The organism is Yoonia sp. D2-7 (genome assembly GCF_055809435.1).
The window spans coordinates 3,256,584-3,272,500 of sequence record NZ_CM147912.1 but is presented as its reverse complement, the minus strand read 5'-3'; the positions used below and the strand labels follow the sequence as shown (position 1 = coordinate 3,272,500).

Below are 15,917 nucleotides of genomic sequence, written 5' to 3'. Positions count from 1 at the left end.
CCTTGAGTGTGATTAGAATGCGTTGGAATGCGCAACCATAGTGGGTGATAGTCCCGTATAAGAAGCATGATAGGACGTATTAAGTAGGGCGGAACACGTGAAATTCTGTCTGAACATCGGAGGACCACCTTCGAAGGCTAAGTACTCCTTACTGACCGATAGCGAACCAGTACCGTGAGGGAAAGGTGAAAAGCACCCCGACGAGGGGAGTGAAACAGTACCTGAAACCGAACGCCTACAATCAGTTGGAGGGCCCATGCGGCCTGACAGCGTACCTTTTGTATAATGGGTCATCGACTTGGTCTATCTAGCAAGCTTAAGCCGTTAGGTGTAGGCGCAGCGAAAGCGAGTCTTAATAGGGCGCATGAGTTAGATGGATCAGACCCGAAACCGAGTGATCTAGGCATGTCCAGGATGAAGGTTAGGTAACACTAACTGGAGGTCCGAACCCACACCTGTTGAAAAAGGTCGGGATGAGGTGTGCCTAGGGGTGAAAGGCCAATCAAACTCGGAGATAGCTGGTTCTCTGCGAAATCTATTTAGGTAGAGCGTCGGACGAATACCCTCGGGGGTAGAGCACTGGATGGGTAATGGGGACTCACCGTCTTACTGATCCTAACCAAACTCCGAATACCGAGGAGTAATATCCGGCAGACACACAGCGGGTGCTAACGTCCGTTGTGGAGAGGGAAACAACCCTGACCTACGACTAAGGCCCCTAATTCATGGCTAAGTGGGAAAGCAGGTGGGACGACCAAAACAACCAGGAGGTTGGCTTAGAAGCAGCCATCCTTTAAAGATAGCGTAACAGCTCACTGGTCTAAATAAGTTGTCCTGCGGCGAAGATGTAACGGGGCTCAAGCCATGAGCCGAAGTCTAGGATGCACATAGTGCATGGTAGCAGAGCGTAGTGTGACATAGTACCTGACGATATCAGCACCTTTGGGTGTTGTGATCGTTATGGTGCTTTCTGTGAAGCCGGCCTGTGAGGGATCCGGTGGAGAGATCACTAGTGAGAATGATGACATGAGTAGCGACAAAGGGAGTGAGAGACTCCCTCGCCGAAAGTCCAAGGGTTCCTGCTTAAAGCTAATCTGAGCAGGGTAAGCCGACCCCTAAGGCGAGGCCGAAAGGCGTAGTCGATGGGAACCAGGTTAATATTCCTGGGCCAGGAGGATGTGACGGATCTCGAAGATTGTTTCCCCTTATCGGATTGGGGAGGCCGTTGAGAGGTTCCTGGAAATAGCCCTCCATGAGATCGTACCCTAAACCAACACAGGTGGACTGGTAGAGAATACCAAGGCGCTTGAGAGAACCACATTTAAGGAACTCGGCAAAATACCTCCGTAAGTTCGCGAGAAGGAGGCCCGGTGAGAACGCAAGTTTTTGCCGGGGGCACAAACCAGGGGGTGGCGACTGTTTACTAAAAACACAGGGCTCTGCGAAGTCGCAAGACGACGTATAGGGTCTGACGCCTGCCCGGTGCCTGAAGGTTAAAAGGAGGAGTGCAAGCTCCGAATTGAAGCCCAGGTAAACGGCGGCCGTAACTATAACGGTCCTAAGGTAGCGAAATTCCTTGTCGGGTAAGTTCCGACCTGCACGAATGGCGTAACGACTTCCCCGCTGTCTCAAATGTGGACTCAGCGAAATTGAATTGCCTGTCAAGATGCAGGCTCCCCGCGGTTAGACGGAAAGACCCCATGCACCTTTACTATAGCTTCGCATTGGCATCAGACACAGTATGTGCAGGATAGGTGGTAGGCTTTGAAACCGGGACGCTAGTCTCGGTGGAGCCTCCCTTGAGATACCACCCTTATTCTGTTTGATGTCTAACCGCGGTCCGTTATCCGGATCCGGGACCCTGCGTGGTGGGTAGTTTGACTGGGGCGGTCGCCTCCCAAATTGTAACGGAGGCGCGCGAAGGTTGGCTCAGAGCGGTCGGAAATCGCTCGTTGAGTGCAATGGCAGAAGCCAGCCTGACTGCGAGACTGACAAGTCGAGCAGAGTCGAAAGACGGCCATAGTGATCCGGTGGTCCCGAGTGGAAGGGCCATCGCTCAACGGATAAAAGGTACGCTGGGGATAACAGGCTGATGGTGCCCAAGAGTCCATATCGACGGCACCGTTTGGCACCTCGATGTCGGCTCATCTCATCCTGGGGCTGGAGCAGGTCCCAAGGGTACGGCTGTTCGCCGTTTAAAGAGGTACGTGAGCTGGGTTTAGAACGTCGTGAGACAGTTCGGTCCCTATCTTCCGTGGGTGTAGGATACTTGAGAGGAGTTGCCCCTAGTACGAGAGGACCGGGGTGAACGATCCACTGGTGGACCTGTTGTCGTGCCAACGGCAGTGCAGGGTAGCTATGATCGGACAGGATAACCGCTGAAGGCATCTAAGCGGGAAGCCCCCCTCAAAACAAGGTATCCCTGAGGACCGAGGTAGACCACCTCGTCGATAGGCCAGAGATGTAAGCGCAGCAATGCGTTCAGTTGACTGGTACTAATGGTCCGATAGGCTTGATTTGATCCAGTAATAGTCTGACTTTACTGAATTAAAATCATGATACATACACACACAACCATGCAGTCGTACGCGACTTGGAACTCTCTGACGTTGTTCATTTGATTTGGTGGTCATAGCGCGAGCAAAACACCCGATCCCATCCCGAACTCGGCAGTTAAGTGCCGCTGCGCTGATGGTACTGCGTCTTAAGGCGTGGGAGAGTAAGTCACTGCCAAATCTAATGAGCAACGTCAAAAAAGTATCTCTCAACGATAAAAATACCAATCCAACAATCAAACTCGAAAACACGACAGTGGTCATAACGTCTGAGTAGCTGTCACTTTGCAAGCAAAGTAACCTTCCTACGCCTTCAAAAAACACAGTGGTTTTTTGAAAGGGACAAAACACCCGATCACATCCCGAACTCGGCAGTTAAGTGCCGCTGCGCCCCCTTACGGCGTTTGGCAAGCAAACGCCTGTCGGTCGGCGGATAGTACTGCGTCTTAAGGCGTGGGAGAGTAAGTCACTGCCAAATCCAATAAGAAGCCACCCGCATCTCTCGACGATTAATCCAAAAATCTCACGAATAAATAATAGGTAAAACAAGCGGCGCGACTAACGGCCAGCGAGATGTATGTGGATGTCGACTGACGCAAAAAATCGACTTGGCAAACCCTCAAAGATAGATCGCTCGTTCGAGATCGTGGTTGGCGACAGTACGTTAGGAAATTTGACTCGTGCAAGTGAAACCAATGTCTGACGCAGCGATGTCGCCAGCGGTACCGCAAAACGCGGCGCACAGACCCAGATGCCGTCGACCATACCGAAGCTATCAACCCCCTCGGGCAAGGCATAGGACGTTATCACTGCAACCTCACATCCGGACGCCCTTTGGTCATCGCGCAATTTAGCAAGCCAACCGGCTGTCCAGTTCTTCGTGCGTTTGCTTTCCCACAGAATACTGCCCGCAACACCGTTTGGCCCAGTCACATCTTGGCGCACATCCGCCCCACTGACCCCTTTAGCCACCGGCACAAACCCGTCGATCGGAAACGCCGCGCCTAAGGTTTCCTCAAGAACGATTTCAGCCGCTTCGCCTTGAGTCTGCATCGATCCCTGTTCGGACTTCTGCTTAAGTGCTTCGATCTGGCGCTTCATGCCTTCCATTACCTGCGCTTGCTCAGCCAGTTTCAATCCGGCCTTTTCGTCTGCCTCGCGGGATAATTTCTCAGCCAAAGCCGGGCGTACCGCTGCGAGCATCTTTTGCAACTTCAGCTCCATCTCGGCTTCTTTATCCTTAAGCTCTTGCTCACGTTTCAGCGCGGCGGTTTGGGCAGCCTGCGCCACTTTCAGCTTTTCATCTTGCGCCTTGATTCGGTCTTGTAAGGCCGCCTGCTCAACAGAGCTCTCGGCTTTAGCAATGTCCTTGGCCTGCGTTTGTGCAGCAGCCAACGCCTTGGTTGCTTGCGTCTCTCGCTTGGCCAACTCATCGTTGAACGATGCCCGTAAATCAGCCAGCATTGGGCCTGCCAATTGCTCAGTCAGTTCGATTTCGTTGGAACACTTCGGACACTGGATCTTCAACTCGGACATGCGTTCACCTTAACAATTTGGAGAACGTTTCATCTACCACGGAACTGAATGCGTCTCCAGCACCGGTGTGATCTTGGACCTGTCGCGGTTTGATGCCGCTCCTTTGATAGCATTTACTGCACCAAAGGAGACTGACTATTAGACTGAAACGGACGGACGAATTCCGCCAAGATGCAGTGCGGATCGCACTGACCAGCGGGCTTACGTGGAAACAGGTGGCGGATGATCTAGGTGTCGGGATGTCGACGCTGAACAAATGGATCACAGCCCACCGAGATACGGATGTGGTATCGAAAGAGGATTTAAGCCTTGCCCAAGAGAATGACCGGCTTCGGCGTGAGAACCGGATTCTCAAGGAGGAAAGGGAAGTGTTAAAAAAGGCCACGGTTTTCTTTGCGAGCCAAAAGCCGTGAGGTTTAAGTTCATCGAAGAACACCGATCTGCGTTTTCCATTGATCTGATGTGTCGTGTAATGGCTGTCAGTCCCCGCGGTTTACGTACCTTCCGCAGCCGACCTGCAAGCCGCAGACAGCGGTTTGATCTGGTGACGCTGGCACATATCAAAGAACAATCGCGTCTCAGTCTTGGCAGCTACGGCAGACCTCGAATGACCGAAGAGTTGAAGGAGATCGGCCTGAACGTCGGTCATCGCCGTGTGGCCCGTTTGATGCGCCAGAACGGCATATCCGTTGTCAGAACCCGCAAACACAAGGTGACCACCGACAGCGATCACAAGTTCAATATTGCGCCAAACCTGCTGGATCAGGATTTTGTGGCTGACCAACCGAACCAGAAATGGGCGGGCGATATCAGCTATGTTTGGACCCGAGAGGGCTGGCTTTATCTTGCGGTGATCCTTGACCTACATTCACGCCGTATCATTGGCTGGGCGGTAAGCAATCGTATGAAGCGCGACCTGGCGATCCGTGCGCTGAACATGGCCATAGCCTTCAGATCACCGCCGAAAGGCTGCATCCATCACACAGATCGTGGGTCGCAATATTGTTCTCACGATTATCAGAAGATCCTGCGCCAGCATGGGTTCATGGTGTCGATGTCTGGGAAGGGTAATTGCTATGACAATGCAGCAGTCGAGACCTTCTTCAAAACCATCAAGGCCGAGCTGATCTGGCGGCGATCATGGGAAAAACGGCGGCAGGCTGAGATGGCAATCTTCGAATACATCAATGGCTTCTACAACCCACGCCGTCGGCACTCAGCACTGGGTTGGAAAAGCCCCGTCGAATTCGAACGGAAAGTGGCTTAAACAAGTACCTCGGGCGGCACTAAAGCGTGACAGGTCCAGCTAGTTGCAAGTAACTACGTCAACCTGTGGTCTCGTTGGCGGCAGTAAGATCGGCATGACCAAAAGAGAAGAATTTGGTCAGGCTGCGCTCGACATGCACAGTGAAGGATTGCTGAAGTTTACCGACGAGTGCATCAAGGCCAACGAGTATGCGCTTATTGGTCGGGCTTCTAAGCTGGCAGACAATCTAAATGCTTCCAAAAAGCAAGAGCTTACGAAGGCTGAGGACCTCAGTGAATGCCCATCTCCTCGGACATTGCGCCGCTGGATTGCCGCGATGAACAAGTTTGGTCGTGGGGGGCTTGTTGATCGGATTGATGGTCGCGGGAACCGCTCCAGTCGCATGGGCCCGGAAGCCATTGGATTGATGATGAAAGAGGTGCGCGGTTATCTCTCACTTGAAAAACCGTCGATCAAACACAACCATGAAAATGTGAGATTGAGCTTTCATGAGCGCAATGAGCAGGCAAAGCTCGCTTCTGGTCTGAACCTTCAGAACTGGTCTGAGGAGCGTATGTCGAAAGTGGAAAGTAATTTACTGGCCGGTATCGAATTCTTCGAACGCAAGGAACCAGCTCAGCAGAAAGCTGAGTTGGGCCATCACATCCCAAGTTTCGAGGAGCAGACCGGCGTTCCACTGGACCATCGCGCATCCAAGAAAAGTAGGGGTGCCAAAGCCGGTGACCTGCCTGCCAAACCATCCAGCTTCACCGTCGAGGAGGACTAATCATGAGAGATTTCGTATCCAAGGAAGCGGCATTGGAAGCCGTACGTGGCCTTCTACATCGGTCTTGATTGGGATGCCGACGCGTCCCGGCACATTAGTCGTCTTCTGCAGCGCGATGAGGAAGGCAGCCTTGTTGCTAAAGCTCGACAACTTACCGGGACCGGTGAGACCCGCGGGATGATGCTAGTGGGTGCGCCCGGGAGCGGGAAATCACACCTCATGGACCGGACTTTGACCAAGGTTGGTCAGGTATTGGAGGACACCGCCAATACACGTCCACTGTTTGCATGCCCAGTTCCCAGTCCTGCAACTTTCAAGAGCATGGTGTTGGCTTTGCTGGAAGTTTCCGGGTTCGAAGGTGCAAATCTCCGTCGCGAGGCATGGTCTCTTTGGCAGATGTTTCGGCACAGGCTCAGCATGCTGGGCACTGCAGTCGTTTGGATCGACGAAGCGCAGGACCTTTTCTGCGCGGACCGTAAACTCATCCTACGCGCGTTAAAATCTCTTATGCAGGGCGACAACGCGGTCGCGGTCGTCTTGTCCGGTACAGAAGAGTTGGCTGAAGTCATCCGTACGGACCCGCAAGTCAAACGCCGTTTTACGGCGATGGTCCTTCCCGAGTTAGTCGAGACGGTTCATGGCGACATGTTTCGCGCTGTGATGGCCGATTACTGCGGGCGGGTTGGATTGGAGCCGCCGGTTGAGGCGGAACTGATCGGGCGCATTTTCCACGCACACGGTATCGCTTTGGACGCGCCATTGAGCTTTTGCTGATGGCTATGGAATTCGCGATCGAATGCGATGATGCGTTCCTGTCCATCGACCATTTCGCATCAGTTTATGCAATGAATGAGGCCTGCTCAGCGTCTCAGAACGTCTTTTATGCCGAGGCTTATCATGTTTTGGACCCCGATGCGGAGGATGGCGTGCAGGCGCCGAGATCGCGTCGGAAACGGAAGGGGTGAAGGATATGTCGACTTTATTTCCTCATCTTCCGCTTCAACATGATGAAACGCCAATGTCATGGGCATCACGCCAAGCGGCCTTCCGTACGGGAGGCCGCGTCGTCCCGTTCCTCAATGCTCTTGAGATCCCTGCTGCAGACCTTGCCTGTGGTAAATCGGAGGCTGTCGAACGGCTCTGTGCGAGGGCCGGGCAGGACCCAGCCCCTGTCACCATAACGGCTATGGGCAAGAGGCGTTACAGGCTTCGCGATATGGAGTTTTCGGCTGAGCTAACGACCGGCGTCGTAACACGGTTCTGCCCGCTCTGCCTGAATGAGGACTGCGATGGGCAAACCTGGCCTAATGCAGTCATGCGGCACCGCCTACACTGGCGGTTGGGGCCTGTCCGGGCTTGCCGCAAACACAGTATCGCTTTGACCGATGTGCGGATCGGCAGATGGACTGACATGCTGCACGAGGTTCAGGCGATGCATGGCGCTATGTCGGCGGCCTGCAGTAGTCTGGTACGGCAACCATCTCCATTGCAGAGCTACCTCGAAGATCGTTTCGAGGGGGTGTCCGGCCCAGCTTGGTTGGATGGACAAGCGATTGATCAGGCCTGTCGCGCAGCTGAGATGTTGGGTGGGTTGATGACGTTTGGCCCAGATCAGAAGGCTGCCGAAATGACTGAGGATATGTGGGACACGGCTGGTCGGGCTGCTTGGCGCTTGGTGCTGGATGGTGATGCTGCTATCCGCGATTTCCTGCGCAAGAAACTCCTGTCCGCAGTCAAAATGAATGGTCATCCGAGTCCGAGAAATTCATTTGGCATGCTTTATGGGTGGCTGTTTGCCAGCCGCCTCTCAAAGGACCTTGGGCCGATCCGCGATATCGTACGGGAGGTCATTATCGAAAATGTGCCGTTGGTGCCGGGGCAATTTCTTTTGGGAAAGCACGTCACTGCTCCGCGTCTCGCCAGCGTAACCTTAATTGCGTCAGCAGAGGGCCTGCATTCGAAGACGCTGACAAAGATCTTGCGGTTGGCGGGCGTTTTCGACGGCGCTCGCAATGTCGTAGCTGATTATGCACTGGCGAAACCTCTCATTGAGCGGGCAAACATGGTTTCAGCGGGTTGATGGTTGCGCCAGCTGAGATTATGGCCTGTATCGCAAATCCGCCTGACAGTGCTTCCGATGAGATTCGATCCTGGATGTCCTGAATGTCATTATTTGAAGAAGATGTTCCTAGATCATTGAAAATGCCCCCTTCGGGCGGCTTTTTTGAAACTTTCGATAGCCATTTGATATGTGTAAGTGGTCATTTTGGCCGCCGATGGGTATAAATTACTAAATGAAAACAATATGATGTTTCAGAAGGTGGCCAAGTTATGGGGGGTCCACAGCTATGCCCATGAATATTGCAATTTGGCCCTAGCGGGTGCCAATCTGTACTCATGAAATTGCCATCGGCTAAATTCTTTCCAAGAACTGAATTTAGCCAATGTGCCAATTTTACTTCAATGATCAGGGTCGGCAAACTGAGCCTCGGTGCGATCGTAAATCAGCTGATCAAGATAACAATAAGATGGCTTCTAGCTCTTTTACCTTACAATAGAGCCGATCCAATCGTGAAAGCATGCGACTGCAGACCGGATTTTGCGATCTGGGGAGGCGACCAGATAGAAGTTCTGGCTGGTGGGGACGGCTTCTTCGAAGGGAACAACTAAATCGCCTCGATTGACGTAGTTCTTTGTGAACAAAGTATCGACAATTGCGATACCGCGCCCTGCTGTGACACTTTCGAGCGCAAGCAGCGAGGATTCAACTGACAGCCAAGTCGAAGGCACCACGCTTTTCAGCCCTAATTCGCCGAACATACGCGGCCAGTCGTTTTCGGAACCGACAATACTAACAATGTCTGCGGCCTTAAGTTGGGTCGGATCCCTTTGTAGCGCATCGGCAACCTGAGGGCTGCAGATTAGAGACGCCTGACCGCGTCTGAGCTGCCAAATATCCCGTTCTGGCCAATCGCCATTGCCATAGCGAACATCCACATCAATCGTCGCGTCATTCAGCCGGTCCGACCACACGGTGGTCGAGACCACGACGTTGATCTCGGGGTGCAAGGCGCGAAACTCGTGCAATCTGGGGGCCAGAACGATCACACCGAACGAGATTGACGCACGGACATGCAGTGTCGTTTGTTTCTTGGTTTGGAACAGCCCATCTGTCGCGGTTTGAAGATCGACAAAGGATTGTCGTACAGGTTGGGCGTAGGCCTGCCCGATGTCTGTCAACTCGACGCCTTTCGGTAGCCTTTTGAACAACTTCATCTCGAGCGTTTCTTCGAGCAGCTTGATATGCTGGCTGACTGCTGCGGGCGTGAGATTTAACTCATCCGCAGCGGCGGCAAAAGATCCATGCCGCGCGGCAGCTTCAAAGGTGCTCAGCCAAGTCACATGCGGAAGGCGTCTCATGGCGATATCCCAATCGTTCTTCTGCCACAGTTGCCTGCATCTGTATTGCCAATCAACCCTGCATGCACAATCAAATTTAGGCCTAAGCCGCAAGTTTGTTTGTTTGCGCAGGCGTCTCTGGTCCGCTTTTTTGGCGGCTCTTAGAAAGGCGGGCGTAGACCTTGGATACCTGTGAATTTGATTACGTCATTGTGGGCGCGGGATCTGCCGGTTGCGTGTTGGCGAACCGGCTATCCGAGAGCGGTAAGTTCACGGTTGCACTGCTCGAAAGCGGGGGGAGCGATGCGCGGTTCTGGGTTAAGGTTCCGTTGGGCTATGCCATTAACGTCGCAAACCCGAAATTGAATTGGGGATATCGCACCGAGGCGGACGAAGGACTGAACGCCCGTTCGATCAGTTGGCCCAGAGGGCGGGTCATCGGCGGGTCGAGTTCGATAAACGCGATGACCTACATAAGAGGTCTGCCGCAGGATTTCGATGATTGGTCGCAGGCGGGCGCCACGGGCTGGCACTGGGACAACGTGCGTGCAGTGTTTGACCGCATGGAAACCCACAGCGAACTTACACCGACCGGCCGCAGCACCCGTGGTACGGGCCCGGTCTGGGTGTCGGACCTGTCAGACCGAATGATGCCGTTTTCGGATACCTTTTTGAACGCAGGCCGCGATGTCGGTTACGAAGTGGTCGACGACCTGAACACGGATGGGGCTGAGGGCATAGGCTATTATCGCAGCACGGTGCGCGGCGGTTTTCGGTGGTCTGCGGCGGATGCGTTTTTGCGATCCGCAAAGCGGCGTCAGAATTTGGCGATCATCCGCGATGCCGATGTCACCCGCCTATCGGTGGCGGGCGGAAAGGTCACTGGGGCGGCCTTCGTGCGCGGGGGACAGACCCGTCAGATTACTGCACGCAAAGAGGTCATCCTGTGTGCTGGTGCGATCAATTCACCGAAACTACTGCAACTGTCCGGTATTGGTCCGGCCGCATTGCTGAAATCCCACGGTATTTCGGTCGTGCGCGACCTGCCGGAAGTTGGACACGGATTGCAGGACCATTTGGCTGTTTCCTATCAATTCGCCGCAACCGAACCGACGCTCAACACGCAGTTGGGCGGGATGCTGCGTAAGCTGATGATGGGGGCGAAATATCTGCTGACGCGATCAGGCCCACTGTCCGTACCGGTCAATCAGGTTGGTGGGTTTGTCCGTTCTTCCCCCGACAATCGCTTCCCGGACATGCAGATGTATTTTAATCCGGCTTCCTTTGCGATGACGCCCTCGGGCAAAGCGGTACTTGACCGTACCCCCGGGTTTCAAATCTCCGCTCAGCCCTGTCGCCCGACCAGTAGGGGCCGCATCGAGATCGTGTCGCCCGATCCACGCGTTGCCCCCAGCATCCAGCCTAATTCCCTCTCGACGGACGTAGATAAAAGCGCTGCCATTCAAGCAGGTAAAGTCCTGCAGAGATTTGCAGCGGCCGACAGCCTCAAGGCCGTCACATTGCGGGCCAAGGCGCCCGATCTGATGGCGCTGGACGACGATGGCTTGCTGGCTGATTTCAAACAACGCGCGTCGACCGTCTATCACCCCACCTGCACTTGTCGGATGGGGCGCGATGATCAGACGTCGGTTCTGGATGCCCGTTTGCGGGTGCATGGGGTAGGGGGTGTACGTGTCGTGGATGCCTCGGCTTTCCCAAATATTACGTCTGGAAATACCAACGCCCCAACAATGATGCTGGCCATGCGTGCCGCCGATCTGATCCTGGAGGATGCCTCGTGAAACTTACGAACCTTGAAACCTTTGTGGTGGGCAACCCGCCGCCGCGCCATGGTGGTCGGTACTTTATCTTTGTCCGCATAACGACCACTTGCGGTATTACAGGCGTTGGTGAAATCTACAACGCGACCTTTGGGCCCGACATCTGCTGCGCCATGGCTCGTGATATGTTCGACCGTCATTTTGACGGCGCAGACCCCCACCACATCGAGGCGTTGTTTCGCAAATCCTACGGTGCGGGGTTCACCCAACGGCCAGATGTCAGCGTGATGGGCGTGTTCAGCGGCTTGGAAATGGCATGTTGGGATATTGTTGGGAAAGCCGCAGACAAACCAGTTTATGAGCTGCTTGGCGGGCGCGTGAATGATCGTTTGCGCAGCTATTCCTACATCTATCCCGCCAGCGGCGATGTGTATCCTGACCCTGACACGCCTAATGCCTACAATGATCCCGCCATCGCCGCCGAAGTAGCGCTTGGGATGGCAGGCCAAGGTTTTACCGCCCTAAAATTCGACCCCGCGGGGCCGTTTTCTATCTATGATGGTCGCCAGCCTGGTCTGGATAATATCGCGCTAAGTGCCGCGTTCTGCCGCGAAATCCGCGCGGCTGTTGGGACACGCGCGGACCTATTGTTCGGCACCCATGGGCAGTTCACGGTATCGGGCGCGAAACGTATGGCCCGCGCGATTGAACCGTTCGATCCGTTGTGGTTCGAAGAACCTATTCCGCCCGAAAACCCTGCTGATATGGCACAGGTCGCCGCATTTACATCCATCCCCGTGGCGGCCGGTGAACGGCTGTGCACCAAGCACGAGTTCGCCAGAATGCTCGAGGTTAGCGCCGCGTCGATCCTGCAAATTAATCTGGGACGTGTCGGCGGCCTTCTGGAGGCCAAGAAGATCGCGTCGATGGCGGAAACGCGGTCGGCCCAGATCGCGCCGCACCTTTATTGTGGACCCATCGTCGCGGCGGCCAACATTCAAATCGCCACCTGCACCCCGAATTTTCTGATCCTTGAAAGCATTGGAACTTTTGATGGGCCGTATATGTCTGCCGTGACAGGCGGGATCACATGGGACAACGGCTATATTATTCCGCCAACCACCCCCGGTTTGGGGTTGGAACTTGACGATGCTGCCATCGCAACAATGCCATACGAGGGGACAAAGCTTCACCTTGAAATGGCGCAAACACCTATCACACCCTGAGACAGGAAACCTTATGCTGACACTTGATAAATTCTACATTGATGGCGCTTGGGTTGATCCGGCGTCTGATGCCACAATGCCGATCATGAACCCCGCCACCGCTGCGCAAATCGGCACGGTGAGCATGGGCAACAGCACCGATGTCGACCGTGCTGTGGCCGCCGCCAAACGCGCGTTTGAGACGTACTCAATGACGACGAAAGAAGAGCGCCTTGCGCTTTTGCACAAGCTGCGCGTCGAAACCAAAGCCCGACTTGGCGACCTCGCCGCCGCGATGACTGCTGAAATGGGCGCACCTGCGACGATGTCGCTTGAGGTGCAGGCCGATTCCGGACTTGGCCACCTTGATGATTTCATCAAGGCGCTTGAGGCGATGGAAGACGAAGAGATCTTGCCAAACGGCGACATCATCACCCGCGAACCGATCGGCGTTTGCGGCTTGATCACACCTTGGAACTGGCCGATCAACCAGATCGCGCTTAAGGTCATACCAGCGCTTGCGACGGGCGCGACCTGTGTACTGAAACCGTCAGAGCACACACCGATTTCCGCGCAAATCTACGCCGAAATTGTTGAAGCCGCCGGATACCCCGCCGGTGTCTTCAATCTTGTGCAGGGGGATGGCCCTAGCGTTGGCTCCGCCATGTCGCAACACCCCGATATCGACATGATGTCCTTCACCGGATCGACCCGCGCGGGCACTGCCGTGTCACGCGACGCCGCCAGCGATATCAAACGTGTCACGCTTGAGCTTGGCGGTAAATCACCCAACCTTGTGTTCGCGGATGCTGACCTGCCCAAACGTGTCACCGAAAGTGTCGAGGGCTGTTTTTACAACACGGGCCAGTCTTGCAATGCGCCCACTCGCCTTCTTGTAGAGCGCAGCTGTTACGACGAGGTTCTAAAACTCGCCAAAACGGCAGGGGAAGCACAAAAGGTCGGCGATCCTGCTCAGCCCGGCGATCACATCGGCCCCTTGTTTGACAAGATCCAATACGATCGTGTGCAGGCCATGATCCAAGTTGGGATCGATGAGGGGGCCAAGCTGCTGGTCGGCGGTCTGGGCAAGCCCGATGGTCTTGAAGACGGCTGGTTCGTGAAGCCTACGATCTTTTATGATGTTAACCACGATATGCGCATTTCCCGCGAGGAAATCTTTGGCCCTGTGCTGGTGATCACGCCTTTTGACAGCGAAGAAGACGCGATCACGATGGCCAACGATACTGATTACGGTCTGGCCGCCTATGTGCAATCCGGCGATGAGGCGCGCGTATCACGCGTCGTGCGTCGTCTGCGTGCAGGGACGATCCAAATCAACGGGCGCGGGCCGGATTACGGGTCTCCGTTCGGGGGCTATAAACAGTCTGGCAACGGGCGCGAAGGCGGCGTGTTTGGCCTTGAGGATTACCTCGAGGTGAAGGTGCGTCCGCCCTTCGCGCTATAAGGCCAAGCCCTGACAAACAAAAAACGGCGCGGAGATTTCCGCGCCGTTTTCTATTGATAATAACCGAACTTACAGCGCTTTGGCCGCGATCCGATAGGTGCTGCGCATTGCAGCACGGTCGGTATAACAGCCGCGCAAATGGCGGCTTCCGCTTTCGGCAACATAGCCTTCGCGGCCATGCACGATGCGGTGATTGTCAAAGACAATGCAATTGCCCGCCTCGGACCGGAATTTCATCACGAAACGGTCGTCTTGCATCATGCGGATGAACTTGATGAACGCGGGATAATAGATATCCAACAGCTCTTGCGGCAGGTCCATGTTGTCCTGCAGGTGCTGGGAAATCGTCACCCCTGTCACGTTCCCATCCTGATCGGTTTCAATGACCCGTTGGTGGGAAAGATAATCAATCTTTTCATGGCGGTAGAAGAACGGAATTTTGTGGGACGCGAGCAGGTCAAATGCGGCCGGATCTTCCTCTTTCAGCGCCATGGCGACGGCGATACCATCCAAGAACAGGGATGCCCCCCCATCAACGGTATTTTCGATGCAGTGCAGGAACTGAACGCCGGGTGCTGCTTCCTCACCGGGAAGGTCGGTGTGCATCTCAAGCGGACCAGCCGTGAACGCCAGATTGGTTGGGTTGATTTCAACGCGAACGTTAAAGAATAGGCCTTCACCTGACGGTGTAACTGGGCCGATTGCCTCGACCAATTTGGGAAGGCTTTCCTCCGTCGGCTCCATGTCCGTGACGATGGCGATCCCGTCTTCGATAAGAGCCCGCGTCAGGGCTACGCGGCCTGCGGCTGTGTCGATAACCTCTGCCTGCGCGACACGTTTGATCTTGGGCAGGTGGTCATTATACCAAACGCGCCGCGGCAAGGCGGCTACATCAGCGGGACGACCCGTGGTGGCAATGTCTTCAAGAAGATGAATAGGAACTTCGCTAGGGGTGTCTTCTGTTTCCCAATCGATCACCAGCGCGTCTTCCCGAAAGGCCAGTGACTTTGCCTTTGGCGCACTTGCGAGCTGGGACACATCAAACACCCTCTCACGGGTTTGTGGGTCAATGCTCGACGTGCTCGCGTCGCGCAGCCAGTAATAATTGAAGTATTTGGGACCATTGGAAAGCGGGATCACCACTCCGGTCTCTTGAAGATCAAACTGTGTCTGAGTCATAATCTCTATCTCATTTTTAGAGGTCGTTGGTTACTGAGCGTAGATGTTGTTTTCTGCATCCAAACGTCGTCGGATTTCGCGCAGATGCGCTTCGGCCTGACCGGGGTAATCATCAAGTTCACGGGCCGTTTTCTCCGCAATTTCATCGGACAGAACTCGCAGTTTTTGGCCTGTCTGTAGTGCACGAATAAAGGTCTCGGCGGCGCGTTCGAAATAATAAAGGCGGTTGAACGTGTCTGCGACCGACGTCCCAACCACGAGAACACCGTGATTGCCCATTACCATGACTTTCTTGGCTGGATCAGACAGCATTTTCGCACAACGGATACCTTCGTCCTCGAACGCAAGTCCGCCAAAGGCATCATCGACAACATAACGATTGTAGAAAGTCGCAGTATTTTGATCGATCGGCAGCAGAGTGCTGTCGTCCAGACAGGCCAATACGGTCGCCCAAATGGAATGTGTGTGCATCACACACCGCGCATGCGGGCATTGCCGGTGGATCGATGCATGTAGACCCCATGCGGTGGGATCGGGCGCATTGGGGCCGGTCAACACGTCAGGGTCATTGGCATCGAGCATCAGCAAGTCGGACGCGCGGATGTTCGAGAAATGCACCTGATTGGGATTGATCAAGAACTGCGTGCCGTCCTCATTCACCGCGAGGCTGAAGTGATTGGCCACCCCTTCGTGCATGTTCAGGCGGGCGGCCCATTGAAAACTCGCGGCAAGGTCGGTCCGTTCGGCCCAGTGTTCCATGTTTG

The 15,917-nt window shown here is 54.7% G+C and carries 11 protein-coding genes and 2 rRNA genes (1 of these 13 only partly in view); 9 read left to right on the top strand and 4 right to left on the bottom strand.

Annotation, left to right across the window (positions count from 1 at the left end; translation table 11 throughout):
* Together AC0L7R_RS16185 and rrf are read left to right on the top strand one after the other, a co-directional pair.
* A 23S ribosomal RNA gene (locus tag AC0L7R_RS16185) occupies positions 1 to 2,520 on the top strand (it extends 320 nt beyond the left edge of the window).
* Between the two features lie 101 nt (positions 2,521 to 2,621).
* Positions 2,622 to 2,736, top strand: a 5S ribosomal RNA gene (gene rrf, locus AC0L7R_RS16180).
* 377 nt (positions 2,737 to 3,113) lie between these two features.
* On the opposite strand, the gene AC0L7R_RS16175 is transcribed toward rrf, so the two are convergent.
* A complete protein-coding gene (locus AC0L7R_RS16175) occupies positions 3,114 to 4,091 on the bottom strand; it encodes a DUF2130 domain-containing protein (protein ID WP_473657883.1) in 978 nt (325 codons plus the stop codon).
* Between the two features lie 137 nt (positions 4,092 to 4,228).
* On the opposite strand from AC0L7R_RS16175, the gene AC0L7R_RS16170 reads away from it, so the two are divergent.
* From AC0L7R_RS16170 to AC0L7R_RS16155, 4 genes are all read left to right on the top strand, one after another.
* Positions 4,229 to 5,358, top strand: a protein-coding gene (locus AC0L7R_RS16170) for an IS3 family transposase (RefSeq protein WP_473660431.1) whose coding sequence is annotated in 2 segments (ribosomal slippage) — positions 4,229 to 4,463 and positions 4,463 to 5,358 — 1,131 coding nt in all. Because the reading frame shifts where the segments join, the coding sequence is not laid out codon by codon here.
* A gap of 94 nt (positions 5,359 to 5,452) precedes the next feature.
* Positions 5,453 to 6,124, top strand: a complete 672-nt coding sequence (locus AC0L7R_RS16165) for a hypothetical protein (protein ID WP_473657882.1) — start codon at positions 5,453 to 5,455, stop codon at positions 6,122 to 6,124.
* A 177-nt stretch (positions 6,125 to 6,301) separates the two neighbouring features.
* Complete coding sequence (locus AC0L7R_RS16160; RefSeq protein WP_473660447.1) at positions 6,302 to 6,898, top strand: TniB family NTP-binding protein; 597 nt, start codon at positions 6,302 to 6,304, stop codon at positions 6,896 to 6,898.
* A 196-nt stretch (positions 6,899 to 7,094) separates the two neighbouring features.
* Positions 7,095 to 8,204 (top strand): TniQ family protein, encoded by a 1,110-nt coding sequence (locus tag AC0L7R_RS16155; protein ID WP_473657881.1) that lies wholly within the window; start codon positions 7,095 to 7,097, stop codon positions 8,202 to 8,204.
* A 464-nt stretch (positions 8,205 to 8,668) separates the two neighbouring features.
* Here the strand turns inward: AC0L7R_RS16155 and AC0L7R_RS16150 are convergent, their stop codons facing one another.
* On the bottom strand, positions 8,669 to 9,544 hold the full coding sequence (locus tag AC0L7R_RS16150) for a LysR substrate-binding domain-containing protein (RefSeq protein ID WP_473657880.1): 876 nt from the start codon (positions 9,542 to 9,544) through the stop codon (positions 8,669 to 8,671).
* A gap of 161 nt (positions 9,545 to 9,705) precedes the next feature.
* Between AC0L7R_RS16150 and AC0L7R_RS16145 the strand changes: the two genes are divergently transcribed.
* The 3 genes from AC0L7R_RS16145 to AC0L7R_RS16135 are packed head-to-tail and all read left to right on the top strand — an operon-like array spanning position 9,706 to position 13,974.
* Positions 9,706 to 11,325: a GMC family oxidoreductase N-terminal domain-containing protein gene (locus AC0L7R_RS16145; protein WP_473657879.1), complete on the top strand. Its 1,620-nt coding sequence runs from the start codon at positions 9,706 to 9,708 to the stop codon at positions 11,323 to 11,325.
* A complete protein-coding gene (locus tag AC0L7R_RS16140) occupies positions 11,322 to 12,530 on the top strand; it encodes an enolase C-terminal domain-like protein (protein WP_473657878.1) in 1,209 nt (402 codons plus the stop codon). Before AC0L7R_RS16145 ends, AC0L7R_RS16140 begins: the two co-directional genes overlap by 4 nt.
* Before the next feature lie 13 nt (positions 12,531 to 12,543).
* Positions 12,544 to 13,974, top strand: coding sequence for an aldehyde dehydrogenase family protein (locus AC0L7R_RS16135; RefSeq protein WP_473657877.1), 1,431 nt, complete (start codon positions 12,544 to 12,546; stop codon positions 13,972 to 13,974).
* A 69-nt stretch (positions 13,975 to 14,043) separates the two neighbouring features.
* Here AC0L7R_RS16135 and AC0L7R_RS16130 read toward each other — a convergent pair whose 3' ends face one another.
* Both AC0L7R_RS16130 and AC0L7R_RS16125 read right to left on the bottom strand, forming a co-directional pair.
* Positions 14,044 to 15,153 carry a TauD/TfdA family dioxygenase gene (locus tag AC0L7R_RS16130; RefSeq protein WP_473657876.1) on the bottom strand — a complete coding sequence of 370 codons (1,110 nt, stop codon included), beginning with the start codon at positions 15,151 to 15,153 and terminating at the stop codon, positions 14,044 to 14,046.
* 30 nt (positions 15,154 to 15,183) lie between these two features.
* The gene (locus tag AC0L7R_RS16125; protein WP_473657874.1) at positions 15,184 to 15,912 is read right to left on the bottom strand and encodes a class II aldolase/adducin family protein; all 729 of its coding nucleotides are present in this window, start codon (positions 15,910 to 15,912) and stop codon (positions 15,184 to 15,186) included.
* Positions 15,913 to 15,917 lie beyond the last annotated feature (5 nt).